Below are 23365 nucleotides of genomic sequence, written 5' to 3'. Positions count from 1 at the left end.
TGTGCCGCCCCACCCCGACACCAGCCGACATTTACCCACGGCCGGGCTGGGCGCGGGACCGGGAGTTCGGAGCCGGTTGCGAGACTGAGCGGTCGATTCTTAATGGGCGGTTACGGTTTGCGGTCAGGGGCGGCTTGCGGTGGCGGGGGTCGGGTGGCGGCGGGAGAATTTCGGGGTCGGCCCGGGGCACGCGGTCGGGGAGGAAGGGACCGCCATGGCGGAACGGCGACTGACGGCCGGCGACCTGCTCGGGCGCGTGCGGGCCAAGGCGGCCGAGGACGGACTGCTGTCGGTGTTGCGCGACATCGGGTTCGTGAGTCTCGGCAAGTATGGGCAGTTCCTGGTGACCGCGGTGACGGTGCCGCTGACCGCGCGGATGCTCGGCGTGAGCGGGGTCGGGCTGCTGGCCATCGGGATGTCGGCGTACTTCCTCGGGTCGCTACTGGTCGACCTAGGAATCAACACCTTCATGGCCGCGCTGCTCGACGACGACGGCATCGACGACCTGCGGGGCAGCTATCTCGCGGTCCGCGCCGCCGGACTCGGACTGCTCGGGGTGGCGCTCGCGACCGGACTCGCCTTCGGCGCCGGAACGCATCTGCGGATGATCCTGCTCGGACTGTTCGTCGGCGGATTCCTGTCGATGTCCGAGGACTGGCTGTTGGTGGGGCAGGCCAGGTTCGGAGCCTCGATGTCGTATCAGATCGCGGGGCGCGTGGTGTATCTCGGGCTGCTGGTCGCGGTGCTGCCGAGCTTCCCGCACGCCGCTGTCGTACTGCTGTGCCTACTGCTGTCGTCGGTGGTGACGGTGGCGTTGACCTGGTGGGACGCGAACAAGCGCTTCGGAAAACCCGGGCGGCCCACCAAAGTCGTGATGATCCTGCGCAAGGGCGCTCCGATCCTGGCCTCGCGCCTCCTGGTCACCAGCTACGGCCAGGGCACGGCCACCGTCTACTCCTCGGTCCTCGACGCCGCCTCGCTCGGGTTGTATTCGGCGGGAGACAAACTCGTGCGCGCGACCCAGTCGCTACTGGATTCGATCGGGCTGGCGCTGCTGCCGCGGATGGCGCGCGAGCGCTCCGAGCCCGGATTCTGGCGGCACGAGCTGCGCGCCCTGGCCGCGTGCGTGATCGTGGCGGCCGTCGCGGTGGCCGGGATCTGGATCGCCGCGCCGTTCGCCGTGCAGGTCATCTACGACGACGACTTCCGCGGTGTGGTCCCGCTGCTGCGGGTGGAGGTGTGCATTCTGGTCGCGACCGCCACCACCTCGTTCGTCACCACCGCCGTCCTGCCGGTGCGCCAGGACACCGTCGGCATCATGATCGGCGCGGTGCTCGGGACGGCGGTGGCGGCCACCGCGTTGCTGCTCACCCTGCGCACCCACTCGGTGTGGACGCTGGTGTGGGGCACGGTGGCCGCCGAATTCTGTGTCGCCGCCTGGTATCTCGCGCGGACCGGTCAGCTGGCCGCGCGCGAGCGGGTTCAGCGGGCGCTACCGGCCAGCCACTGATCCCAGGGCAGTGTCCAGTCGCCGTTCTGCCAGACCTCGAGCGTCGCGCCGCCGGTGTTGTGCACCTCCACCACGTCGCCGGGGTTGGCGAAGTTGAAGAACCACTGCGCGTTCTCCGCATTGAGGTTGAGGCAGCCGTGCGAGGTGTCGGTATTGCCCTGCGCCCACACCGTGGAATCGAGCTGGTGCAGATAGATGCCGTCGGTGCTGATCCGCGTGGCCCAGCCGATGGACTCCTTGTACCCGAGCCGGGAATTGACCGGCAGGCCATACGTGGAGGAGTCCATGATGACCGGGTTGGCCTTGTCCATGACGGTGTAGGTGCCGGGCATGGTCCAGAACGTGAAGGTCTTGCCGGCGATGGTCTCGCTGCCGCCGCGGCCCATCGAGGTGGGCATGGTGCGGATCAGCTGACCGTTCTCGAACACCTGCACCTGGTGGGTGTTGTCGTCGGCGATGGATACGTGCGAGGGGCCGATCACGAAGTTGGCCTTGGCGTCCTCCTGGCCGAACAGGCCGTTGCCGACCTCCACGCCGTACAGGTTGGCCGCCACGCTCACCTTGGTCCCGGTCTTCCAGTACTCCTTGGGCCGCCAGTGCGCATTGCGGTTGTCCAGCCAGTACCAGGCGCCCTCCACCGGCGGATCGGCGGTGACGACGAGCCGCTTCTCCGCGGCCGCCCGATCCGGGATGTCCTCGTCGAAGTGCGCGACGACGACCATGCCCACGCCGTAATTGTTGCCGTTCACGATGGCCTGACCGCCCGTGGTGTTCAGATACACCTTGGTCTGGTTCTTCGGATTGATGGTGGTGAAGCTGGAGGTGACCGGGCCGGTGGGACCGGTCACGTCCATGCCCGAAGCCTTCAGCGTGTACGTGCGCCCGTAACCCAGCTGGTCGTTCGGCTTCCACGCGGTCTTGTCCGGCGTGTAGGTGCCCTCGATGACCCTGCCGTCGTCATTGGTCAGCACGACATCGGTCAGCACACCCCCGGTCGTGCTCACTTTCACCGGCGCCGACGGGTCCACCTTGTCCGAGCCCTGCGCGGGCGTCACCACGATGGACTGCTCGACCGGTGTCCGCGGACCGACCTTCCCGCTCGGGAGATTGGACGAGCAGGCCGCCAGCACCAGGGCGAGCGTCACTATGACGCTCGCTGCGGCGTTCGTCCGAAAACGGCGGGGTGGCATGGCTTCCCTCCTGTAATCGCCGTGCGCCGCATTGCTGCACAGCATCTTGTTACTGCCCAGCCTAGTAGATTACCCGCCGTTCTAGATCTTCCAGCGCCCGGTCATGCCGACGAAATGACATCGATGTGAGACCCGCGTGCGACACGCCGTTCGGCAGTGGTCATTTCAGCGCCTGTTCTTTGATAGCGAGCTGCTGTTGCCCCTTCTGGTAGGTCACCTCGCGAATCCCCAGTGCCGCGTGCAACTTGCCCGCGGGCAGCGTCACCGGTTTGGGTGCGGGCCCGTCGCCGGGCTTCGGCAGCGGATACGCGGTGGTGGTCCCGCTGTAGAAGGTGACATTGCCCTCGGTCTTCGTGAACAGCTGGTGCACATGGCCGTTGAGGCAGGTGACCGAGGAGAACCGCTTCAGATAGCTGAGCGCCTGCGTGGCATCGTCTGTGCCCCAGCCCCATTGGGGGTACATGGCGAACAGTGGGATGTGGCTGAACACGATGATCGGTGTGTCACTGGACAATCCGGCCACGTCCTTCTGGACGAAGTCGAGCTGGTCCTGTCCGAGGTGGCCCAGGTTCTTCAAATTGAGCGTATTGACCAATCCGATCACGTGCACGCCGGCGATGTCGAAGCTGTACCAGCCGTCGCCGTGCGTTCCGTTGCCGAAGACCGACCGATATCTCGAGCCGCTGTCATCGCTCGAATCGTGTTCTCCCGGAACGGTGAACACGTGCGGCGTCGAGAGCCCGCCCATCATCTGCTTGACCTGATCGAACTGCTCCGCCGTCGCCAGATGGGTGAGATCGCCGGTGTGAATCACGAAGTCGGGCTGATACCCCAGCGAGTTCACCTGGGAGATCGCTTCGGAGAAGGTGTCGGTCACACTCGTGTTCGCGGTGCCGGTGAACCCGATGTGACTGTCGCTGACCTGTGCGAACCGTAGCGTCGGCCGCGCCGGAGCCGCCAGCGCGGAACCCGCCACGTGCGACACCACCTCGCCGCCCACCACCGCCAGGCCCACCGCCGCGCCGAACCAGGCGCTGTGCCGCATGAGCTGGCGGCGGGTCATCCCCTGCGGGTCCCGTGCCGCGTCCTCGCCGCTCACGGGGTCACCACCACGGTCGCGTGCATGAACGGATGAATCGAGCAGACGTAGGCGAAGCTGCCGGGCTTGGCGAAGGTGAAGGTGTAGGTCGCGCCGGTGCCCAGCGTCGGCGAGCGGAAGCTGCCGTCGTTCGCGACCACCGTGTGCGGTTCCTCGTCCTTGTTCGTCCAGGTCACGGTGGTTCCGGCCGCGACGGTCAGCGAGCCGGGCCCGAAGGCGAAATTGTCGATGGTGACGGCATCGGGTCCGGCCGGCGCGGGCGCCCCGGTGGCGGAGGTGCCCGCCGCCGAGGTCATGCCGGGCATGGCCGGACCCGCACCGTCCGGCACCATGCCGGGCGTGGCGGTGCCGGAAGCGAAGGTGAATCCGGGGGCGGCCGGATCCGCGGTCTTACCGCCGCCGCCGGAGCCGCACGCGGTCGCCGTCAGCAGGGCTGCCGCGGCGACGGTGGCGGCTACGGCTGCGCGCCGAGAGCTGCGGGTGGGTCTCATGGGTCCGGTCCTCCATCCGGGATGGGTCCGTTCGCTGTTGCGAACCGGTCATCTACAGATAGGGGAGGGGGTTACGCGGAACGAAAACCACTGTGCGCGAACACTGTTGACGACTAGGCGGGCTCGGTGGGCGCGAAAACCTCGATGGTGCCGTTGTTCTCGCGGACCTGGACCAGGGGCAGTGGCGCCGGGGCCACCGGCAGCTGATGGGTGACCACCTGGCCCTCGATCGAGAACGAGGTGGAGTGGCACGGGCAGCGCAGCCGCTCGGCCGGAGCGTCGAGCCACAGCTTGCAGCCCTGATGCGTGCACACCCCCGACACCGCGACCGGATTCCCCTTGTCGCGGCGCACGAATCCGTTGACCGTCCCCACGTCGAAGGCCACCGTCGCGCCCTCCGGCAGGTCGGCCGACCGCGCGATCGGCAGCCACGCTCCGGTATTGGGCGACAGCGGCGTCTGCTGGGCGGCGGGCGGGGAACCTTCCTGCCCGTGCCCGAGCAGGGTGCGGTCCGCCACCGCGCCCACCGTCGCGGCGGCCGCGGCGGCGGAGGTGCCGATCAGCAGGTTCCGGCGCCGGTAACCGTGGGCCGGAGGCGATTCCGGCTCCGGCTCGTCGAGCTCGGCCGCCAGCCGCCGGTGCAGACCGCTCAGGAACTCCTCGCTGGGCGCGTCGCTGCCCAGCCGGGCGGCGCGCAGCTCGATGGCCGTGCGCATCTCCTCGGCCTCGGTCTCGTCGGGGGTGAAACCCGTGGACTTCTTGCCGGCCAGTAGTTCGTCGACGAACCGCCGCACGTCCCGCCCGCTCACCGCACACCTCGCTCGTTCAGCTGGGACGCCATCTGCAACGCCCGATGCTGCAACACCTTCGCATTCGCCACCGTCACCCCGAGTGACTGCGCCGATTCCCGCACCGAGAGTCCTTGCAGGAAGCGCAGTTCCAGGATGCGCCGGTAGCGGTCCGGGAGTTCGGCCAGCACCGCCTTCGCCCGGGCCTGAGCCCCGGAATCGTGGAACTCCTCGGGTGGGTCGTCGGGGATGTCGTCCTCGATGGCGGTGATCTCCCGGCCCATCCGCGCCTTCCAGTGCGCCGCCAGCACGGTGCGGGCCGTGGCCCGCAGGTAGGCCCGCACCTCGGGGACGCTCGCGGTGATGCGCAGTGGTTTGAGCGCCGCGGTGAACACCTCGGCGGTCAGATCCTCGGCGTCGGGCCGGTTGCCGACCTTGCCGAACATCAGCGCGTACACCCAGGCGGCGTTGTCCCGGTACACCGCTTCCCAGCCGGGGTAGCTGTCACCGGACACCAGCCGCAACTCCCGACCCGAGCCGGAACTCGCGGCGGGCCGTGTCCGGCGCTCGGATTCGACCCGTCGCACCATGAACCGCCGCTTCCCGCATCCACCGAATACTTCGACGCGTGTTCACGTCTGTCAGTAGATAGCGGGCGGGGTTACAGCGCGACGGTTTCGGGCCCGATTGGTCCCGGACCGTGAACTAGCGGGCGGGCCGCAGCAACTCGCCGAGCACCAGGCCCCGGACGGTCTTGGCGGCGACCACCAGCCAGGCCCCGACCAGCAGCGCGTACAGGGCCACGGCGGTGACGGCGAACAGGTCCGCGCCGCTGTGCCCGTAGAGGGCGGTGCTGCCGGTGACACAGCAGCCCAGGGGGAAGGTGAAGCCCCACCAGGTCAGGTTGAACGGCATCGACGCGCGGGAATGCCAGGTGACCGCGACGGCCAACGCCAGCCACAGCATGGCGAATCCCCAGGTGGGAATGCCGAACAGCACGGCGAACACATCCATCCCGGCGGCGGTGCGCGCATCGACGACACCGGGGGCGACATGGGCCAGCGCGCTCGCGGCGGTCACCGACTGACCCAGCGGACCCAGCACCAGCCACACGGTCGCGACCATCCCGGCGGGCGGCAACCCGTGGTGCAGCAGCCGCGACCAGATCAGGGTGACGGTCACCAGCGAGGCGATCAGACTCAAACCGAACATGGCCAGACAGGCGACGAACATGGTCAGCCGCAGCTGCCCGGCGGGAGCGTGCGGCACCAGCAGCGCGCCCAGCGCCGCCGACACCATGGGCGGCACCACCGGCATCAGCCAGCCGCCGAACGCCGAATCGGCGTCGAAGCGATGACGGGTGATCATCCGATACGGAATGCTCGCCGCGGTCACCAGCCCGAGAACGGTTCCGGCCGACCACAACACCCAGTCCACGGTCACCGCCGCACCGAGCCCGATGACGTCCTTGCCCAGCATCAGGGTGCCGGCGCCGACGGTCATCAAGGCCATCGGGGCGGCGCCGTAGAACTGCATCATCACCGGGTGCATCCCGTGCCCGCGGGCCTCCTCGGGATAGCGCCGCCAATGCAGCACCCACGCCCCGGCCAGCACGATCAGGATCAGCGAGGCCAGTGCCCACGCTGCGGTCGCGGCGCCCTTCAGGCCGGGGAACTGCACCGGCAGGGTGGCGGCGGCGTTGCCGATGATCCCGGTACCCATGACCACGGCGAACCAGTTCGGTGCCAGATACCGCAACGGTTCCCGGTCCGCTCGCTGGCCCGCGCGCACCGCCGTCGCCGGGCCGGCCTCGGTGGCGGTGGCGGCTGGGGTGCGGCGGAAGCTCACTGTGGTCATGGCTCCACCCTCGTCCGATCCCGCATCCCCCGGTAGCACCCGCATTTCGATGGATCCATAGATTGGTTCTATGGCCCACCTTGCCCGGCCCTATGCCCGGCCGGACCGGGGCATCTCTGCCGGTTCGTCGCGTCAGCCGACGATCGAGGTCCGGCGCGCAGTCGGCGCGGTGCGCAGCCGGCGCACCACCGCCAGGTCGGTGGGCTGGGCATGGTCGCGGTCGTAGCGGTCGAAGACTTCCGCCAATTCCGGTGACCAGCGGGCGAATTCGGCGCGGATCGGGCCCTCGGTCCCGAGTTGGCAGACGACGCCGAGCGCGGTGAGGAAGCAGCGTGCGAAGGGGGTGAAGTAGGCGGGCATGTCCAGTTGACGGTGGACATTGGACAGGCGCGGAGCCAAAACCGAGCGGACGTGGCCGCGCAGCCAATCGGTGGTGAGACGAAACGTCGGGACGGTCAGCGGCTCGCCGACGGCATCGAGGCCCGCGGCCAGCGCGGCCACGTCGTAGTCGCGGCCGGGCCGGACGAAGGCGTGCCGCCGCACCGCCGCGTCCAGTTCGGGGATGCCGCCGTTGAACGCGGCGTCCATCACCTCGCCGACCAGTTCCTCGAAACCCGGGGGCGGCCAGGGCGTGCAGGCCCCGAAATCCACCACGCCCAGCCGCCCGTCCGGCAGGATCCGGAAGTTGCCCGGGTGCGGGTCGCAGTACAGCAGGCCGGTGCGGGTCCAGGCGGACAACAGGAATCGGATGATGAGCATGCCGACCCGGCTGCGCTCCTCCGGCGTGCCGGTGTCGATGATCCGCGAAACCGGTGTGCCGGTGAGCCATTCGGTGACGATCACGTCGCCCTGCTGGGTGATCACGTCCGGGATCGCGAAGTCCGGGTCGCCCGCGTACGCCTGCGCGAAACGCCGCTGATGCTCGGCCTCGGCGGCGTAGTCGAGTTCGTCGGCGACGCAGGTGCAGATGGCCTCGGTCACCGCGGGCACGTCCGCGCCCGGCGCGAACACGGTGGCCAGCACCGAGAGTCGGCGCAGCTGTTCGAGATCGGCGAGCACGGCGGTGTGCGCGCCCGGATACATGACCTTGACCGCCACCGGCCGCCCGTCCCGCCACACCGCGCGGTGCACCTGACCGATGGAGGCCGCAGCCGCGCGCCGGTCGTCGAATTCGGTGAAGTGCCGGCGCCAGTCCTCGCCCAGGCCCGCGATCATGGCCGCGTGCACGGTGCCGGGCAGCATGGTGGGCACCGAATCCTGTAGCTGGGTCAGCGCGGTCCGATACGGGGAGGCGATCTCGGCGGGCAGTGCGAGTTCGTAGAGCGAGAGCAGTTGCCCGAGTTTGGTTGCGCAGCCCTTCAATTCGCCGAGCACCTCGAAAATGTGCTGGGCGGTGCGCATCCGGATCTCGGCGTCCACGTCGGCGGGCGAGCGGCCCAGCGCGCGTTTGCCGACCCCGGCCGCCTGCCGCCCGGCGAATGCGACCGGGAGACTGGCGATCCGGGCATTGCGGACGGCAGCACGGATCGGCGGGCTGCCCCCGTCGCCCCCATTCCGTTCCAGGATTCGCCGAATCGGCATCTGCTCACCCCATTGTGTGCGCGGCAAGGCCATGGTGTGTGCGGCAGAGCCGGGTCTGCGGTATGGCGCATGCACGTGCAGTTTGGCACATGAAAGCTTAAACTGTCTGGGACGTATCCGAAAGTTGTCGAAAGGTGACGGGATGGGTGCCCAGACGGTCGTGGCCGATGTCGCGGACGAGCTGGCTCGCCGCGTCGCGACCGGACAGTACGCGCCCGGTGACCTGATGCCCTCGGTCCGTCAGGTTGCCGAGGAATTCGAGATGAACCGGGCCACCGCGCAATTGGTGCTGGGCCGCCTGGAGTCCTACGGCTTCGTCGACGCGCACCGCGGACGCGGGTTCAGCGTGCGGGACGTGCGCCGCACCGGCGGGGTCGACGTCTACCGGCGGCTGTTCCGGCTCTGCCTGCACGCGCCCGAAGCGGCCTCGGAGATGTTCGCCAATATCGTGGCGGCCGAACGCGGCATCGTGCTCGAGGCCCTGCTCGACTACACCGCCGGCGAACGCGGCATCGCCCCCGCGACGCTGGCCGCCGCGGTCGACGAACTCGAAACCCAGGCTCGCGCCGCCGAACCCGACCAGGCGCGCATGCTGGAGATCGAGATCGGCCTGGTGCGGGCGATTCTCACCGATCTGGGGCACACCATGCAGCGCGCGGTGTTGAACTCGGTGGGGGAGATGCTGTTCGAGGTGCCCGAGGCGGTCGGAGCGTACTTCGCGGTCTCCGCCGATCTGCACGTGCTGGTCTGGCGGTCGCTGCTGGCGGTGTGGGAATCGGCGGGCGGGCCCACGCCGGCGCAATTGGCGCTGTTCGAGGACCTGTTCGCCATGTATCACGAGAAGGTGCTGGCCCGATTCGACGAACTGGCGGGCCTGGATCCCGATTCCGGCTCCCACCGGCGCAGCGCGACGGCCTGACTACCCTCGCGCTCGCGAACCTGACGTCTCAGACACCACCCGCCATCATGGCTGCCGCGACGAGCGCGCTGATGATCGCCACCGCGAGCACGGCCAGGATGACCCGGGCGCTCTTGGTGGGTGGTTCGGCTGGTGGTTGGTCGGCCATGCGTCATCTCCTCATCGGTAACGGGTCGTGCGCCGCTATCGTATTCCGGCGGCTCCCAAGATGTTTGGTCTCCCCGGCGATCCGGCATTCAGTCTGCCTTTTCCCCGGCCACACCGGGGAAACCGGGGTGGCCGAACATCAAACGCACGACCCGCTGACCTATAGTCCGATCCGCACCGCACAAACGCCAGCCGTACCGGTCAGTAACGTCCGAACAGCACCGCCGCATTGTGGCCGCCGAATCCGAACGAATTGTTCAGCGCGAACTCCACCGGGGCCCGGCGCGCCTCGGTGTGCACCACATCCAGGTCCACCTCGGGGTCCTGGTTCTCCAGATTCAGCGTCGGCGGAATCACCTGATCCCGCAGGGTGAGCACGGAGATGATGGCCTCGAGTGCGCCGACCGCGCCCACCGAATGCCCCAGCGCCGACTTGGGCGCGTACACCGACGGGTGATTGCCGACCGCGGCCGCGATTCCCTTGGCCTCGGACAGGTCTCCGATGCTGGTGCCGGTGGCGTGCGCGTTCACGTGATCCACCTCCTCGGGCCGCACGCCCGCGGACTCGATGGCCCGGCGCATGGCCCGGGCGCAGCCCAGGCCCTCGGGGTCGGGGGCCACCATGTGATAGCCGTCGGCGGTCAGTCCGGCCCCGAGCAGCCGGGCCAGGGGCTGCGCGCCGCGGGCTCGCGCGTGCTCCTCGGATTCGATCAGCAGCAGCGCCGCGGCCTCGCCGAAGACGAAGCCGTCGCGATCCCGGTCGAACGGGCGGGAGGCGCGTTCGGGCTCGTCCAGGCGGGTGCTCAGGGCCCGCGCCATGGAGAATCCGGCGATGGCAACCGGATTGATGTAGCCCTCCACGCCGCCGGCCACCACCATGTCGGCCTCGCCGAGCACGATCGAGCGCCAGGCGTGCACCAGCGCCTCGTTGCCGGACGCGCACGCCGAGACCGGGGTGACCAGTCCGGCACGGGCCCCGATCTCCAGGCCGACCACGCCGGAGACGCCGTTGGGCATGGACATGGGGACCGCGAACGGCGACACCTTGCGGTAGCCGTGGTCGCGCATGGCGTCATTGGCGTCCACGATGGTGTCCGCGCCGCCGAGCCCGGTGCCGATGCACACACCCAGCCGGTCCTTGTCGACCTCCGGGTTGCCCGCGGTATTCCACAGACGCTTTCCCATCACGTACGACATTTGCTGCACGTAACACATGCGGCGCTTCTTGACCCGATCGAGTTCGGCGGTCGGATCCGCGGCGAGTTTGCCGCCGATGGTCACCGGCAGATTCAGCCGGGTGATTTCCGGGTCTTCGAGGGTGGCGATGCCACTGGCTCCGGACAAAAGTCCTTGCCAGGTGCCGTCGGTGTCGGGGGCGATGGAGGTGGTCATCTCGACGGCGGTGACCACGACATTCCGGAATCCGCCATTGCGGGTGGAGAATTCTGCGAGGCTATTCACTTTTCGTGTTGTCCTTTTCGGCCAATTGGCATGTCCTGCAGAGAATTCGCGAGCGCCTGCGAGGTTAGCCCGAGAATCGCCGAAGCGCGGCAGCGACACTCAGAACCCGGAAGTAACCTGTCGCGCCGAATGAGCGAAATGCGACCGACCGGATTTCGAGGGGGTCCCGGCGTCCGCTCGACTGTCGCGTCCCGACACCTCCGGGTACATTGTCTCAGACGGAGATTCGCCGCAAGGAGACCGATCGTATGACCGAGACGCCGCATCGGCCGACCGTGACCAGCCCACCCCTGTTCGCCCGCCGCTGGACCGTCGCCGACATCCCCGACCAGACCGGCCGCACCGCCGTGATCACCGGCGCCAACAGTGGACTCGGCCTGCGCACCGCGGAAGCCCTCGCCGCCAAGGGCGCCCACGTGCTGCTGGCCTGCCGCAACGAGCTCAAGGCCGCCGCCGCGCTGGAACAGGTGAGCGCCGCCGCCGCCGGCCCGAAACCCGAAGTGCTGCCACTGGATCTCGCCGACCTCGCCTCCATTCGCCGCGCCGCCGACCACCTCGACGTCCGCGGCACCCCGATCGACATCCTGGTCAACAACGCGGGCGTGATGGCGCTGCCGCGGCACCAGCGCACAGCCGACGGCTTCGACGCCCAATTCGGCACCAATCACCTGGGCCACTACGCGTTGACCGGATCGTTGCTGCGGCTACTGCTGCGCGCCCCCGAACCGCGCGTGGTGACGGTCTCCTCCATCGCCGCCTGGGGCGGCATGATCAATTGGCTGGATCCGAATTGGCGGCGCGTGTACTTCCGCTGGCCGGCCTACAGCCAATCGAAACTCGCCAATCTCCTGTTCACCGCCGAACTGCACCGCCGTGCCCGGGCCGCCGGCGCGAATCTGACCGCGGTGGCGGCACATCCGGGACTCTCGGCCACCAATCTCTACAATTCCGCCCCGGAAAAGGGCGCCGCGGCCGCGCTTGCGGCGGTGCAGCAGCGAATGTTGTTCTCCCTGGCCCAATCCGACGCCAAGGGCGCCCTACCGCAGCTGTATGCGGCGACCACGCCCGGCCTCGCCGGAAATTCCTATTGTGGTCCGGCGTTCGAGGCCTTCGGATATCCGCGCAGAACCATCCGAAATCCCTTTGCCTACAGCCGTTTCCAAGCCCGTCGGCTGTGGGAACTCAGTGAGAAGCTGACCGGAGTGACCTACGGGTGGTCGTGAACGCCAGGCCTCTCGATGACCTTGTCGTCCGGATCGTGGCGATGCTGCGAGATCAACGGCGGCGCAGCAGGATTCCGCGGATGTAGGCGGCCTGGCCGGAGTGCTGGATGTCGTCGTCGATGACGCTGATCAGGCGGACGCCCAGGGTGACGGGTGGGTCCCAGCGGGTGTCGACGATGCGGGGGAGGTCGGCGTCGGTGAGGGTGGAGACATAGGCGATGGTCTGGTCGTGGACGGCGTCGTAGTAGCCGAGCAGCAGTTCGGCGGGGACGGTGGCGAGCTGGGCGACGTCGGCGGAACTGTGGCCGTAGCCGTGGGCGGCGTCGTCGAAGGGGAGGTCGAAGCGCTCGGCCCAGCCCTGGGCGGTCCAGACCTGGTCGATGCCGGCTACATCGGCGACATGGTCGTCCTGGACGCGGGTGAGATGCCAGATCAGCCAGGCGATGGAGTTGGCGTCCGGATCGGGGCGGGCCGCCAGTTCGTCCTGGGTGAGGCCGGCGACCGCGCCGTGCACGTTCTCCTTCACCCGGCCGAAGGCGTCCACCAGCAAGTCAGCGCTCGTCATGACCTGATCCAATCGTCGCGGGGCGGAGGATATTCCGGGTGATCAGAGGCTGTAGGCGATGGCCCGCAGCACCAGCACGGCGATGAAGACGACGGTGAAAGCCAGATCGATCTGCATCCCGCCGAGACGGACCGGTTTGAGCACCTTGCGGACCGGCGCGATCACCGGCTCGGTCAGCCGGTGCACGACATCGCGCGCCTTGCCCAGCGCCGGGGGCGTATCGCCCAGCACCCCGATCCAATCGATGATCAACCGTGCGATCAGCACCAACATGAACAGCGTCAGGGCGAGCCCGAGCAGCGAACCGAGCAGTGACATGGAGAACTCCTTCTTCGTGGTCACCCTTACCGCGCTCAACGCCCGGCGTCGGTCGAAAGTGCCCCCATCGTCGATCATGGCCGCCGGGTTGGGCGGCGGGCTCGCCGCGTACGTGCGAGAATCTGGGCTGCTGTTCGCCCGGCTCACCCGCGACCGCACAAGGAGTCCCCGTGCGCATGAAATATCTGGTCGGCCTGCCCGTCGCCGTCATCTCGATGACCCCGGTCGTCGCGTCCGTCGCCGCGGCGCCCGCGCAGGCCGCCGCCCCGACCTGGACCTGCAACGCCCAGACCTGGGGCGGGGAGACGCTGCCCACCCTGACCGTCGAGGCCAAGAAGAAGCGTCAGGCGCAGGGCGTCGCGCAGACCACGTGGGGCGGGGTCGCGAAGTTCGCGACCATCGACTGCAAGCCCGGCAACTGATTCCGCTCCCGCCGCGTCAGATGGCGCGGCGGTGGTTCAGATAGCCGAAGGACGCGAGGCCCAGCGGGATCTGGCACCAGAAGGTGAGGAGCCGGAACCCCAGGGCCGCGCCGACCGCCACTCCCGCGGTCAGGCCCGCGACCGCGGTGAGACCGGCCGCGATGGTGATCTCTTTGGTCGCGACGCCGTTGGGCGAGGGCAGCAGCGGGGCCAGCGCCACGGTCACCAGTTCCACCACGAAGGTGTCCGGCAGGCTGAGATTCGCCCCGACCGCGTGCAGCACCGCCCACAACGCCACCACCATGAGCAGCGGCTGCAACAGCGCGCAGATCCACAGCGCCGCCGCCCGGCGCGGCCGGAAAGCGGTGGTGGCCACCGACTTCCAGGCGAATTCGGCATCCGAGCGGGCGCCGCGCAGGCGTGCGGGCAGTCGCCGCCACCCGCCCCGCGCGACCACCCGGCGATGCAGGGCCACGGCCGTCACGGCGATGACGGTGATCAGCGCCGCGATCATGATCAGGGTTGTGCGCCAGGGATTCTCACCCGCGAGGTGATGCCACCAGCCGGAGGTCCGGGCGCCCAGGTCGTGCCACGGCGGCTGCGCGCCGTTGCGGCGCATCAGGCCGGGCGCGGCCAGCACGGCGACCACCACCAGCGGCACACGCACCATGAGCGCGGCGAACCCCATCAACCCCATCGACGCGACCGCCCCGGTGTGGCTGAGTCCGGTCCGCCGCAGGAAGCGCAGCCGCAACAGCAACGACGCCGCGGGCACCAACCCGATGGCCGGCACCGCGAGTTGCAGCGCGAACAGCTGCCCGGTGGTCGGCTTCGCGGGAATGGATCCGCGCAGCATGAAGACCGAGGTCGGCCACAGGGCGAGGGTGGCGAGCCCGGCGACCAGCAGCCAGCGCGGATCGGCCCCGGCGAGGGCGTGCACTCCGGTCGATACCGCGTCCCGTTGCCACACCGCCGCGGCCGCCACCAGCATGGTGCAGGCGACGGTCGGTAGTGCCTTCCGCGCAGCTGCGGGAACGGCCGCCATCTGCATCTCCTCGGGTATCGCAGACGTATTTCCCCCGGTGAATCGCATACGCGCGGGTCAACATTAACCCCGTATGGCGACCCCCGAGCCGTGTTGTCCGAATTGTCCGGTGAGGCTGCAGTCACGGAACGGTCGTCTTGCATGAGCGCCCCGCCGACCGGCGATTATCCGAGTAGGCTCACGAGCGAGTGGGAAGCAAGTCGTAAGCCAGGGACACGACATGACGAAATCCATGACTCCGGCGACACCGTCCATGACTCCGCAAGCCGTGCTGACCGAACTCGAACCGGTGGCGGAGGCGAATCTGAACCGGCATCTCTCGCTGGCGAGGGAATGGCATCCGCACGACTACGTGCCCTGGGACGAGGGTCGCAACTTCGCCGCCCTCGGCGGAACCGACTGGGAACCAACCCAATCCCGGCTCAGTGAGGTGGCCCGCGCCGCCATGGTCACCAACCTGCTCACCGAGGACAATCTGCCCTCCTACCACCGCCTCATCTCGACCGCGTTCTCCCGTGAACGCGCCTGGCGCACCTGGGTGGACCGGTGGACCGCCGAGGAGAACCGGCACGGTATCGCGATCCGTGACTACCTGGTCGTCACCCGCGGCGTCGACCCCGTGGCGCTCGAGCACGCCCGCATGGTCTGCATATCCCAGGGCGTCGACGACCCCACCGGCACCGGCAATCACGCCGTCCTGCACGGGGTCGCGTACGTGACGTTCCAGGAGCTGGCCACCCGCGTCTCGCACCGCAATACCGGCAAGGTCTGCGGGGATCCGCGCGCCGACCGCCTGCTCACCCGCATCGCCGCCGATGAGAACCTGCACATGATCTTCTACCGCAACCTCTGCGCGGCGGCGCTGGACCTGGTCCCCGACGACGCGCTCGAAGCCATCGCCGCGGTGATCGAGCACTTCCGCATGCCCGGCGCCGGCATGCCCGACTTCCGCCGCAACAGCGTCCTGATCGCCAAGCACGGCATCTACGATCTGCGCCAGCACCTCGAGGAAGTGCTGCTCCCGGTGCTGCGCCAATGGAACATCTTCGACCGGAACGACTTCTCCGGCCGCGGTGAGCGCATCCGCGACGAGCTGGGCGCCCACCTCGACAAGCTCGCCGTCGACGTCGTCCGCTTCGAGGAACAGCGCGACCGCGCCCTGGCCCGAGACGCCGCCCGCCGCGACAAGTGATCGACCCGCACGACATGTGAACAGCCGCTGTGCTGTCCACAGGCCGCCGTTTTCGCCGAGCCCACCGGGTCCACCGCCGCTAGGGTGGGCACGACGAAGGGGGAAGCATGGCGGACATGCTGCGTGCCGATATCACGGCGCTTCGAATCATGGCGGCGGGAATCCGGGGTGAGGCCGCCGCCATCTCCGGTATCGATCCGGTGGATCTGATCGCGAAAGTCGGCCTGGCCATGCCGAATTCGGCCATCGGCGCGGCCGCGGTCACCATCGGTGAACCGCTTCTCACATCCTTGCGCCGGATGGGGGAGCACCTGCACTCGTTCGCCGACACTTCCGAGCGTTGCGCCACCACTTATGAGGCCACTCAACTAGCACTCACCGCGGAGCTGGACGGCTACCTCCACACCACGTCCTGACGGGCGACACCGCTCGCGCACGGCCTGATTTTGCGAATTCGACTGGAGCCGTGCGGATTCGGTGAACCGATCGGGCTCTGCGCTTACAGGTCTGGGCTGCCGAGTGCGTGTCGATCGCGCCTAGCCGCAGGATCGGGCGCTCGATACTGACCCGCTGCGTCCCTGGCCGGGCCGACGGGGATGCGCAAGGGCGACCGAGTGGCGGCCACGCCCGAGATGGTGTGCAGGGGGTGGCGCCTGGACAGCCGGTGGCGGGCGTTGCGGCGGGACAGGTTCGGGAGGTGACCGGGGCGCGGGGGAGGTGTGGTGACGCGGGCGAGCCTTTCGCAGGTGTGCGGGTGGGATCCCGAGGTCGCAGCGCGGGCCGGTGACGGTGTGGTCGTGGCCGCATCCGCGTTCTCCGAGGCGATGGCACGGGTCGGGCGGGCGGTCGACGGGGCGATCGGCGGGTGGCGGGGAGCGGCGGCGACCGCGGGAGCGCTGCGGGGGTGGGAATCTCAGGTCGCGGCGAACCACCTCGGCGCGGCGCTGCTCGATGTCGCGGATGCGCTCGCCGAGGCGGGTGCGCTCGATCGGGTGTGCGCGCTGGTCGGCCAGATCCGCGACGAGGCGCACGCCAACGGGTGCCGGATCGCCGAGGACGGCACGGTATCGGGTCCGCACTCCCAGATCGGAGATCTGGTGCTGGACTGCATCTTCCAGGCGGGATTCGATGCGAAGGCGCAGGCCTTGCAGGCGCGGCTGATCCCGCTGCTCGATACCGCCGGGGAGATCGACGAGCGGGTCGGCGCCCGGCTGGCCGCGGCCGCGACGGCACTGGCCGGATTGCGAGCCGATCCGACTGGCGGCGGACCGAGTACCCGCCTCGCCGCGTTCGTCGACCGGACCGCGAGGCTGCCCGACAATCCGAAAACCCTGAGCGCGCTGTGGAAGTCGCTCGGCCCGGCCGATCAGGACGCACTGTTCGCAGTCGATCCGCTGATCGGTGATAGGGCGGGTCTGCCCGCCCTCGCCCGCGACCATTACAACCGGCGGGCGCTGCGCAAGCTGCGCGATGCCGCCGTCGCGGCGGATCGATGGCTGGTCGAGCAGCATCCGGACTGGGTCCGCGGCGAGAATCTGCCCACAAGCAGTCAGGGCTGGGCACGCCTGCGGGAGTGGGAGAGTTCGCGTGCGCGGGTGCTCGCCGAGCTCGCGGGATACCGGGCACTGGAAGATCAAGCCGGTCCGAGTGCGGGACACCGGCTGCTGTTGACGGTCGACGCGGACGGCCACGGCGCGATCGCGCTGAACAATCCGGACACCGCGGCCAATGTCGCGACCTTCGTGCCGGGGACCGGGTCGCCGCTCACCGCCATCGGCGTCGGAATGTGGCGCGCGAGAGCCCTGCTCGACGCCGCGAGCCGGTCCGATCCGTCCGCACGGACATCGGTGATCGCGTGGTACGGCTACGACGCGCCACCGGATCCGGTCGCCGCGATGGGAGATCGGCGGGCCCGTGCGGGTGCGGCCGCATTGGATCGGTTCGAATCCGGACTGCGGGCAAGCCATGTCGGCCAGGCCGCCCATCAGACCGTGCTCGGACACAGTTACGGGAGCACGGTGATCGGAGCGGCGGCCAGCGGAGCGAACTCCTTGGCCGCCGATGATGTGGTGCTGGTGGGCAGTCCTGGGATTGGTGTTAATGATGTTTCAGAATTGCGTTTGACGGGTATTCCGCCGGGCCACAACGGCGCGCATGTCTATGCCACTGCCGATCCCGCCGATCCGGTGCCGGTGCTCGGACAGTTAGTACACGGTGTTAATCCGGTCGATCGCGAATTTCGCGCAACGGTTTTCACTTCTTCCGGAGCCACCCTGGACCTGCCTGTGTTGCGGGCCATACCGATCGATGTGCGGGCGCACGGAAACTACTGGGAGCCGGGCAATCCGGGCCTTCGAAGTCAGGGCGACATCATCGCCGACCGCTATCGCCGATGAGGCCGAACGGCCGGTTCGTTGCGGTGTGATAGCCGTAACTGATGGTAGCGGATTCGTTGCGGACCATGCCGTACCACTAGTCTGAGCGGCCGACCAAACTAGTTTGAAACGGTTGGGTTCATGCTAGGGTTTCGTGAAGTTGGAGTGGGAAGTCGGAGACAAATGCGCACTGAGAACATCAATAGGAAGTTCAAACTGCATGACGAGCGCAGGATCGCCGCCCAACTTCCGGAACAGCTTCTTGGTTTGGATGTCGTCGGTTTTGGGAAACCGGATGAGTTTCCGGGTGAGTTGCTGAGTGCCTTCGGCGAATTCGCGAACGGCTCTGTGGCGCCGCGGTCGCGCATCTACCGCAATGCCCAGCCCAATCTCATCGACGCCTGGCTGCTGGAACTGTTGCGCGGCGGGCAGATCGGTGATCGCTTCTACCTTCGCACCGGCCTCGAATACTTCCCGTGGGCCGACTGCCGTGTACTCGACCATCGCTGGCTCGAATCCCTGCGCCGCGTTCTCGGCACCAATCAGGGATTTATCGCGCATGACAAGAGCTCGGCGGTCATGACCATCGGCACCCAATACGAGGTGCTCGGATTCGTCACCGGCGCCGCGCTGCCGGGCGTCGCCGACCCCGCGCCGAGCGAGGAAGCGCCGACCCGCCGCATCGTCCATGCCCCCACCGTCGCGGCCGTCCATGATCTGACCCCGGCCGCCGCGCTGATCCCCACGCCGGACCTGTCCGCACCCGCCACTCCGGACCTGTCGATCCCGCCGGTCGCCGAGGTGCTTCCGATCCCTGAGCCGGTCGCGGTGGCCGCTCCGGAACCGGCACCGGCCCAAGCCGTCGCACCGCAGGCCGCTCCCGAGCCGGTCGTCGCCGTGTCCGCGGCCCCGGCCGACGAGGCGCCGACCCAGTTGATTGCCCGCATCGTGGATCCTGTCGAAACGGACTGAATCGGGGCGCCCGTCGGGATCGACCGAACGGGCGTGGCTCGAGATCGAACCGGCCGGGCCCGGCATACGTTGTTCGTATACGCCGGGCTTCGTTCGCCGAGTTCGAAAGAGCCGATACATGTCGACATTCAATGGGCTGCCCGCCCACGTCCTGCTGGTGCACGCGGTCGTCGTGCTGGTGCCGCTGACGGCTGGCCTGCTGATCCTGTGCGCGTTGTGGCCGGCGGCCCGCAGCCGGTTGCTCTGGCTGGTGGTCGCGCTGGCGGTGCTGGTGACGATCCTGACCCCGATCACCGTCGAGGCGGGGGAGTGGTTCCAGCAGCGGCTCGGGATGCCGCCGACGGTCGACGAGCACGCCAGACTCGGTCGTCAGATGCCGTATTTCGTTGCGCCACTGCTGATCTCGGCCGTGCTGCTGGTCTTCGTGCAGCTGCGGTCACGGCGGCAGCCGGTCGGCCGGGCGGTGGTGGCGCTGATCGCGGTCCTCGCGCTGGCGAGCGGCGGGGCGGCCACCTGGCAGACGTTCCGGACCGGGGACTCGGGGGCTCACGCGGTGTGGAACGGCGTGGTCGACCACTAGTCGGCGGGATGCGCCGCGGGGTGGAAATCCTCGGGGTGGAAACACGACTGTCGTGACCCGGCGGCCGGTCTGCGGGGCGGCCACCGAGTCACGACAGTGCGGCACGGTCAGATCTTGCGGATGACCGTGACGACCTTGCCGAGAACCTGGGCGTCATTGCCCGGAATCGGCTCGAACAGGGGGTTGTGCGGCATCAGCCACACCTGGGAACCGGTGCGCTTGAAGGTCTTGACGGTGGCCTCGCCGTCGATCATGGCGGCCACGATGTCACCGTTGTCGGCGACGTTCTGCTGACGCACGACCACCCAGTCGCCGTCGCAGATGGCGGCGTCGATCATGGACTGACCGACGACCTTCAGCAGGAACAGCGAACCCTCGCCGACCAGTTCGCGCGGCAGCGGGAAGACATCCTCCACGGCCTGCTCGGCCAGGATCGGGCCACCGGCGGCGATCCGGCCCAGGACCGGGACGTAGGTCGGGATCGGGTGGTCGTCGGAGGACTCCGCCTCGGCGTTGACCGCGCGTAGCTGCGATACGCCCCCGGTGGCGCGCACCACCGTCTCGTCCAGACCGCGGACGTCCACGGCGCGTGGACGATTCGGGTCGCGGCGTAGGTAGCCCTTGCGCTCGAGCGCTCGCAACTGGTGCGCCACCGACGACGTCGAGGTGAGGCCGACCGCATCGCCGATCTCACGGATGCTGGGCGGATAGCCGCGGTCGTGCACCGACGTGCGGATGACCTCCAGGACCCGGCGCTGCCGCACGGTCAGATCGGCGCCGGCGCCGGACGATTCGGACAGGGGGACATTACCGCCGGGACCAAGGGGCCCGTTCTCACCATCCGCGCCGCCGTGTTCGCTCACCGCCGCCGTCCTCCGTTCACTGCTGTCGCTCACCGGATTTCGTTCCGCACGCGCTGTGTCGTGCGTCCGGGCAACTCGTGACTCGACTGTAGACCGTGTGACGCGTGTGATCAAACATCTGTTCGACGCATGTCGCGGAAATCAGTGACTTTGTCGTCGGGCCATGGTAGAAATTCGAACATCAGTTCATCGAACACATGATCGAGTCAGTTGTCCAGCACCCTGCGGCCCGCCCTACACAGGAGGATCTTTCGATGCGCGCCATGGTCAGCGAGATCGACACCCTCGGAAGCGATTTGGGATTCGACAGCCTCCCCTGGGAGCTGCGTTCCGACCGGTCCCCGGCCACGCCGTCCGCGGCCGTGACGCGGCCTGTCACCGACCGCCGCCCGTGCCGGGCGCGGGTCCGGCCGATTTCTCGCGCGGGTGTTCGACGCGACCATGTCGTCGTGCGACACGCCGCGGGTCGCGTCCAGGGCCGGCATCCGCTGGACCGGATGCAGCGCGCCCAGGCCGGTCTCGCGGCGCTTGCGGTGACCGCCCTGGTGAGTGCGCTGGCCGTGGCCGGCTTGATCGGACTGGCCCAATTACGTTCCGGTGACTTCGGTTCGCAGACCACCCCGCCTACGGTGCAGGTGGTCCAGCCGCCTGCGCGGTAGCGGCGGCGGTGCTCGCCCGGTTGCCACGTCGTAGCCGGTTTTCCGTCTCGGGATACCCGGCCACGGGGTGGCCGAAATTGCAGATTGAAAACTGAAACGTGTTGCTACGGTCCCCCTGAATGTGACAGAGGCTACAGCCGCGCCGGCCGTGTGAACGGCCCGCGCGCGAGCGACAGGGGGCGTAAATGCCGAGAGTTCGAGGGTTGGTCCGGGTGGCCGGAGTGCTCACCTGCCTGATGATCGGGTTGGTGACCGCACCGGCGGTGCACGCGGAAGCCGGCTATGCCGCCTACCTTGATCTGCCGTCGGTCAACGGTGACGGCACGGGCGGCGGCGGCCTCAATCCCGCCCTGCCCCTGGATCCGGACACCCTGCGCGACGCGCTCGACGCGGCACGGGCGGCGGGCGTCGAACCGCGCCACTACGCCACGCTGCTGCATCAGTACTGGCTGGCGGTCGCCACCCGCAATGCCGATATCGATCTGGCCGGGTGGGATCCCGGACGCGGCGTCGCGGCCAACACCGCCACCTTCACCCAGGTCTACGTGAACTACCTGCGGCTGAACAACTCTCACCCGGAGTACTGGTGGACCGGCCTGGCCGGGTTGGCCGGCGGCTCCTTCGCCTCCGGCTTCTTCGACATGGGCGACGTGTCGTCGATCATCAGCGTGCCGGGCATCCACCAGCTCGGTGACGCCGTCGCCGACCTGCTGCACGGCACCCCCGCGCCGCTGCTCGACATTCTGCCCGCCGACATCCGCACGCTGGGCACCGAGGGCGAACGGCTCACCGCCGAGGACCTGGTCTGGTACCAGACCAGGTTGATGATCATGCAGAAGCACATCTTCATCGATCAGGTGCCCATGCACGAGGCCTACGCGGCGGCGGGCCGGGCCGGGGTCGAGGAGATGTACCAGGCCGGCGTGCTCGACGAGAACGCCATCACGGCCTGGCGGGAGATCGCCGACGGCACCCCCGGCGGGCTGGCCGACGCGGCACTGCGCATGACCGACCGGGAACAGAACCAGATCATCGCCGACCAGTGGGACGTCACCTCCCGAGGTCGCGGGGTCATGGGCCGGGTCCTGACCTATGTCAGCACCATCGCGGGCAAGGCCGCCGTCCCCGGCGTGCGCGCGCCCGGCGTCTTCGCGCCCACCACCCTCACAGCGGGAACCATGTCGCTGCGGGCTCCGCTGCCCGCCTTCAACTGGGCCGACCGCGACACGCGGTGGACCTACATCACGGGCGACCTGCTGCCCCGGTATCTGGAACTGTGCGCGAACCCGGCCGTCGCGAGACCGGTTCTGGCCGAACCGTTCTCCGCCATGCTGTGGCACGGGCGGCTGTTCCAGCGGTTGCCGGACCTGCTGGCCGACATGACCGCGCAGTGGCAGTTGACGACCTGATTCGGGCCCGCCGACCCGGGCGGACGCCGCGGACCGCGTCCGCCACGGTATCCTCGAGATTGCTCGAGGTTGCTGTGGAACCCAGGCATCGACGAAGGATCCCGGATGCATTGCCCGTACTGCCGCCATCCCGATTCGAGGGTGGTCGACTCGCGTGAGGCCGAGGAAGGCACCGCCATCAGGAGGCGACGTGCCTGTCCGGAATGTGGACGCAGGTTCACCACCGTCGAGACCGCCATCCTGTCGGTGGTGAAACGCAGCGGTGTCACCGAGCCGTTCAGCCGCGAGAAGGTGATCCGCGGTGTCAGCCGCGCCTGCCAGGGCCGCGAGGTCGACTCCGATGCCCTGAACCTGCTGGCCCAGCAGGTGGAGGATGCCGTGCGGGCCAAGGGTTCCCCCGAGGTGCCCAGCCACGAGGTCGGCCTGGCCATCCTCGGACCGCTGCGGGATCTCGACGAGGTCGCCTACCTGCGCTTCGCCTCGGTGTACCGATCCTTCAGTTCCGCCGAGGATTTCGAGCGCGAGATCGCCGACCTCCGCAAACACCGCGACGAACAGGCGGTCGGCGCCACCGCGGAGTAAGCGCGCCATCGGTACGGGCGGCTCGGCCGCACGTCCCACGATTCACGGTCCGGCCCCGAACAATTCGGGGCCGGACCGCTCCGTTTCCGGTGAGATGGCTGGGCCGCGGGCGCGACT

Annotated in this window: 24 protein-coding genes; 12 read left to right on the top strand and 12 right to left on the bottom strand. The window is 68.8% G+C overall.

From position 1 onward, the window contains the following. The first annotated feature begins 214 nt into the window (after window positions 1-214). Window positions 215-1510 carry a lipopolysaccharide biosynthesis protein gene (locus ACYVKL_RS36780; RefSeq protein WP_379173097.1) on the top strand — a complete coding sequence of 432 codons (1296 nt, stop codon included), beginning with the start codon at window positions 215-217 and terminating at the stop codon, window positions 1508-1510. Here ACYVKL_RS36780 and ACYVKL_RS36775 read toward each other — a convergent pair. The 7 genes from ACYVKL_RS36775 to ACYVKL_RS36745 form a co-directional block, all read right to left on the bottom strand. Continuing rightward, complete coding sequence (locus tag ACYVKL_RS36775) at window positions 1483-2700, bottom strand: L,D-transpeptidase (protein ID WP_379173095.1); 1218 nt, start codon at window positions 2698-2700, stop codon at window positions 1483-1485. The genes ACYVKL_RS36780 and ACYVKL_RS36775 overlap by 28 nt on opposite strands. Before the next feature lie 160 nt (window positions 2701-2860). Beyond that, window positions 2861-3763, bottom strand: a complete 903-nt coding sequence (locus ACYVKL_RS36770) for a metallophosphoesterase family protein (protein ID WP_379173174.1) — start codon at window positions 3761-3763, stop codon at window positions 2861-2863. 32 nt (window positions 3764-3795) lie between these two features. Beyond that, the gene (locus ACYVKL_RS36765) at window positions 3796-4290 is read right to left on the bottom strand and encodes a cupredoxin domain-containing protein (RefSeq protein WP_379173093.1); all 495 of its coding nucleotides are present in this window, start codon (window positions 4288-4290) and stop codon (window positions 3796-3798) included. Window positions 4291-4403: 113 nt separating this feature from the next. Beyond that, window positions 4404-5099, bottom strand: a complete 696-nt coding sequence (locus ACYVKL_RS36760; RefSeq protein WP_379173091.1) for a Rieske (2Fe-2S) protein — start codon at window positions 5097-5099, stop codon at window positions 4404-4406. Then, a complete protein-coding gene (locus ACYVKL_RS36755) occupies window positions 5096-5668 on the bottom strand; it encodes an RNA polymerase sigma factor (RefSeq protein WP_379173089.1) in 573 nt (190 codons plus the stop codon). Before ACYVKL_RS36755 ends, ACYVKL_RS36760 begins: the two co-directional genes overlap by 4 nt. 115 nt (window positions 5669-5783) lie before the next feature. Beyond that, on the bottom strand, window positions 5784-6935 hold the full coding sequence (locus tag ACYVKL_RS36750; protein ID WP_379173087.1) for a TDT family transporter: 1152 nt from the start codon (window positions 6933-6935) through the stop codon (window positions 5784-5786). Window positions 6936-7067: 132 nt separating this feature from the next. Further along, on the bottom strand, window positions 7068-8516 hold the full coding sequence (locus tag ACYVKL_RS36745) for an ABC1 kinase family protein (protein WP_379173085.1): 1449 nt from the start codon (window positions 8514-8516) through the stop codon (window positions 7068-7070). Window positions 8517-8658: 142 nt separating this feature from the next. Between ACYVKL_RS36745 and ACYVKL_RS36740 the strand changes: the two genes are divergently transcribed. Then, window positions 8659-9435 carry a GntR family transcriptional regulator gene (locus ACYVKL_RS36740; RefSeq protein ID WP_379173083.1) on the top strand — a complete coding sequence of 259 codons (777 nt, stop codon included), beginning with the start codon at window positions 8659-8661 and terminating at the stop codon, window positions 9433-9435. 348 nt (window positions 9436-9783) lie between these two features. Here the strand turns inward: ACYVKL_RS36740 and ACYVKL_RS36735 are convergent, their stop codons facing one another. Further along, window positions 9784-11043 (bottom strand): KasA/KasB family beta-ketoacyl-ACP synthase, encoded by a 1260-nt coding sequence (locus ACYVKL_RS36735; protein ID WP_379173081.1) that lies wholly within the window; start codon window positions 11041-11043, stop codon window positions 9784-9786. A 248-nt stretch (window positions 11044-11291) separates the two neighbouring features. Here ACYVKL_RS36735 and ACYVKL_RS36730 point away from each other — a divergent pair, with 248 nt between their 5' ends. Further along, on the top strand, window positions 11292-12266 hold the full coding sequence (locus tag ACYVKL_RS36730; RefSeq protein ID WP_379173079.1) for an oxidoreductase: 975 nt from the start codon (window positions 11292-11294) through the stop codon (window positions 12264-12266). A 52-nt stretch (window positions 12267-12318) separates the two neighbouring features. Here the strand turns inward: ACYVKL_RS36730 and ACYVKL_RS36725 are convergent, their stop codons facing one another. Both ACYVKL_RS36725 and ACYVKL_RS36720 read right to left on the bottom strand, forming a co-directional pair. Next, window positions 12319-12831: a mycothiol transferase gene (locus tag ACYVKL_RS36725; protein WP_379173076.1), complete on the bottom strand. Its 513-nt coding sequence runs from the start codon at window positions 12829-12831 to the stop codon at window positions 12319-12321. A 42-nt stretch (window positions 12832-12873) separates the two neighbouring features. Beyond that, window positions 12874-13173 carry a YggT family protein gene (locus ACYVKL_RS36720; protein ID WP_379173074.1) on the bottom strand — a complete coding sequence of 100 codons (300 nt, stop codon included), beginning with the start codon at window positions 13171-13173 and terminating at the stop codon, window positions 12874-12876. Between the two features lie 146 nt (window positions 13174-13319). On the opposite strand from ACYVKL_RS36720, the gene ACYVKL_RS36715 reads away from it, so the two are divergent. Next, window positions 13320-13571, top strand: a complete 252-nt coding sequence (locus ACYVKL_RS36715) for a hypothetical protein (protein ID WP_379173072.1) — start codon at window positions 13320-13322, stop codon at window positions 13569-13571. A gap of 16 nt (window positions 13572-13587) precedes the next feature. On the opposite strand, the gene ACYVKL_RS36710 is transcribed toward ACYVKL_RS36715, so the two are convergent. Next, a complete protein-coding gene (locus ACYVKL_RS36710) occupies window positions 13588-14616 on the bottom strand; it encodes a lysylphosphatidylglycerol synthase transmembrane domain-containing protein (protein WP_379173070.1) in 1029 nt (342 codons plus the stop codon). Window positions 14617-14836: 220 nt separating this feature from the next. On the opposite strand from ACYVKL_RS36710, the gene ACYVKL_RS36705 reads away from it, so the two are divergent. The 5 genes from ACYVKL_RS36705 (at window position 14837) to ACYVKL_RS36685 (ending at window position 19735) form a co-directional block, all read left to right on the top strand. Continuing rightward, window positions 14837-15808, top strand: a complete 972-nt coding sequence (locus tag ACYVKL_RS36705; protein WP_379173068.1) for an acyl-ACP desaturase — start codon at window positions 14837-14839, stop codon at window positions 15806-15808. Window positions 15809-15915: 107 nt separating this feature from the next. Beyond that, window positions 15916-16224, top strand: a complete 309-nt coding sequence (locus tag ACYVKL_RS36700; RefSeq protein ID WP_379173066.1) for a hypothetical protein — start codon at window positions 15916-15918, stop codon at window positions 16222-16224. 306 nt (window positions 16225-16530) lie between these two features. After that, window positions 16531-18204, top strand: a complete 1674-nt coding sequence (locus tag ACYVKL_RS36695; RefSeq protein WP_379173064.1) for an alpha/beta hydrolase — start codon at window positions 16531-16533, stop codon at window positions 18202-18204. Window positions 18205-18366: 162 nt separating this feature from the next. Continuing rightward, window positions 18367-19155 carry a hypothetical protein gene (locus ACYVKL_RS36690; protein ID WP_379173062.1) on the top strand — a complete coding sequence of 263 codons (789 nt, stop codon included), beginning with the start codon at window positions 18367-18369 and terminating at the stop codon, window positions 19153-19155. Window positions 19156-19273: 118 nt separating this feature from the next. Beyond that, a complete protein-coding gene (locus ACYVKL_RS36685; RefSeq protein ID WP_379173059.1) occupies window positions 19274-19735 on the top strand; it encodes a DUF2231 domain-containing protein in 462 nt (153 codons plus the stop codon). A gap of 107 nt (window positions 19736-19842) precedes the next feature. On the opposite strand, the gene lexA is transcribed toward ACYVKL_RS36685, so the two are convergent. Further along, entirely contained in the window at window positions 19843-20631 is a 789-nt protein-coding gene (gene lexA / locus ACYVKL_RS36680; RefSeq protein ID WP_379173056.1) for a transcriptional repressor LexA, read from the bottom strand. Between the two features lie 221 nt (window positions 20632-20852). Here lexA and ACYVKL_RS36675 point away from each other — a divergent pair, with 221 nt between their 5' ends. The 3 genes from ACYVKL_RS36675 (at window position 20853) to nrdR (ending at window position 23248) form a co-directional block, all read left to right on the top strand. Next, window positions 20853-21257: a hypothetical protein gene (locus ACYVKL_RS36675; protein WP_379173054.1), complete on the top strand. Its 405-nt coding sequence runs from the start codon at window positions 20853-20855 to the stop codon at window positions 21255-21257. A 185-nt stretch (window positions 21258-21442) separates the two neighbouring features. Further along, window positions 21443-22666 carry a hypothetical protein gene (locus tag ACYVKL_RS36670; protein WP_379173052.1) on the top strand — a complete coding sequence of 408 codons (1224 nt, stop codon included), beginning with the start codon at window positions 21443-21445 and terminating at the stop codon, window positions 22664-22666. Between the two features lie 105 nt (window positions 22667-22771). After that, window positions 22772-23248, top strand: coding sequence for a transcriptional regulator NrdR (gene nrdR, locus ACYVKL_RS36665; protein ID WP_213556656.1), 477 nt, complete (start codon window positions 22772-22774; stop codon window positions 23246-23248). The last annotated feature ends 117 nt before the right edge of the window (window positions 23249-23365 follow it).

Source organism: Nocardia tengchongensis (assembly GCF_054781395.1).
Note: the sequence above shows the minus strand (reverse complement) of the source record. Positions and strands in the feature narration are given on the sequence as shown.

What these genes read in the sequence shown, in the direction of transcription:
- ACYVKL_RS36730 (WP_379173079.1), top strand. Translation starts at nt 11,292, where the DNA reads ATGACCGAGACGCCGCATCGGCCGACCGTGACCAGCCCACCCCTGTTC.
- ACYVKL_RS36710 (WP_379173070.1), bottom strand. Translation starts at nt 14,616, where the DNA reads ATGGCGGCCGTTCCCGCAGCTGCGCGGAAGGCACTACCGACCGTCGCC.
- nrdR (WP_213556656.1), top strand. Translation starts at nt 22,772, where the DNA reads ATGCATTGCCCGTACTGCCGCCATCCCGATTCGAGGGTGGTCGACTCG.
- ACYVKL_RS36780 (WP_379173097.1), top strand. Translation starts at nt 215, where the DNA reads ATGGCGGAACGGCGACTGACGGCCGGCGACCTGCTCGGGCGCGTGCGG.
- ACYVKL_RS36690 (WP_379173062.1), top strand. Translation starts at nt 18,367, where the DNA reads ATGCGCACTGAGAACATCAATAGGAAGTTCAAACTGCATGACGAGCGC.
- ACYVKL_RS36770 (WP_379173174.1), bottom strand. Translation starts at nt 3,763, where the DNA reads ATGACCCGCCGCCAGCTCATGCGGCACAGCGCCTGGTTCGGCGCGGCG.
- ACYVKL_RS36755 (WP_379173089.1), bottom strand. Translation starts at nt 5,668, where the DNA reads ATGGTGCGACGGGTCGAATCCGAGCGCCGGACACGGCCCGCCGCGAGT.
- ACYVKL_RS36670 (WP_379173052.1), top strand. Translation starts at nt 21,443, where the DNA reads ATGCCGAGAGTTCGAGGGTTGGTCCGGGTGGCCGGAGTGCTCACCTGC.
- ACYVKL_RS36745 (WP_379173085.1), bottom strand. Translation starts at nt 8,516, where the DNA reads ATGCCGATTCGGCGAATCCTGGAACGGAATGGGGGCGACGGGGGCAGC.
- ACYVKL_RS36750 (WP_379173087.1), bottom strand. Translation starts at nt 6,935, where the DNA reads ATGACCACAGTGAGCTTCCGCCGCACCCCAGCCGCCACCGCCACCGAG.
- ACYVKL_RS36700 (WP_379173066.1), top strand. Translation starts at nt 15,916, where the DNA reads ATGGCGGACATGCTGCGTGCCGATATCACGGCGCTTCGAATCATGGCG.
- ACYVKL_RS36775 (WP_379173095.1), bottom strand. Translation starts at nt 2,700, where the DNA reads ATGCCACCCCGCCGTTTTCGGACGAACGCCGCAGCGAGCGTCATAGTG.
- ACYVKL_RS36685 (WP_379173059.1), top strand. Translation starts at nt 19,274, where the DNA reads ATGTCGACATTCAATGGGCTGCCCGCCCACGTCCTGCTGGTGCACGCG.
- ACYVKL_RS36705 (WP_379173068.1), top strand. Translation starts at nt 14,837, where the DNA reads ATGACGAAATCCATGACTCCGGCGACACCGTCCATGACTCCGCAAGCC.
- ACYVKL_RS36765 (WP_379173093.1), bottom strand. Translation starts at nt 4,290, where the DNA reads ATGAGACCCACCCGCAGCTCTCGGCGCGCAGCCGTAGCCGCCACCGTC.
- ACYVKL_RS36675 (WP_379173054.1), top strand. Translation starts at nt 20,853, where the DNA reads ATGCGCGCCATGGTCAGCGAGATCGACACCCTCGGAAGCGATTTGGGA.
- ACYVKL_RS36740 (WP_379173083.1), top strand. Translation starts at nt 8,659, where the DNA reads ATGGGTGCCCAGACGGTCGTGGCCGATGTCGCGGACGAGCTGGCTCGC.
- ACYVKL_RS36725 (WP_379173076.1), bottom strand. Translation starts at nt 12,831, where the DNA reads ATGACGAGCGCTGACTTGCTGGTGGACGCCTTCGGCCGGGTGAAGGAG.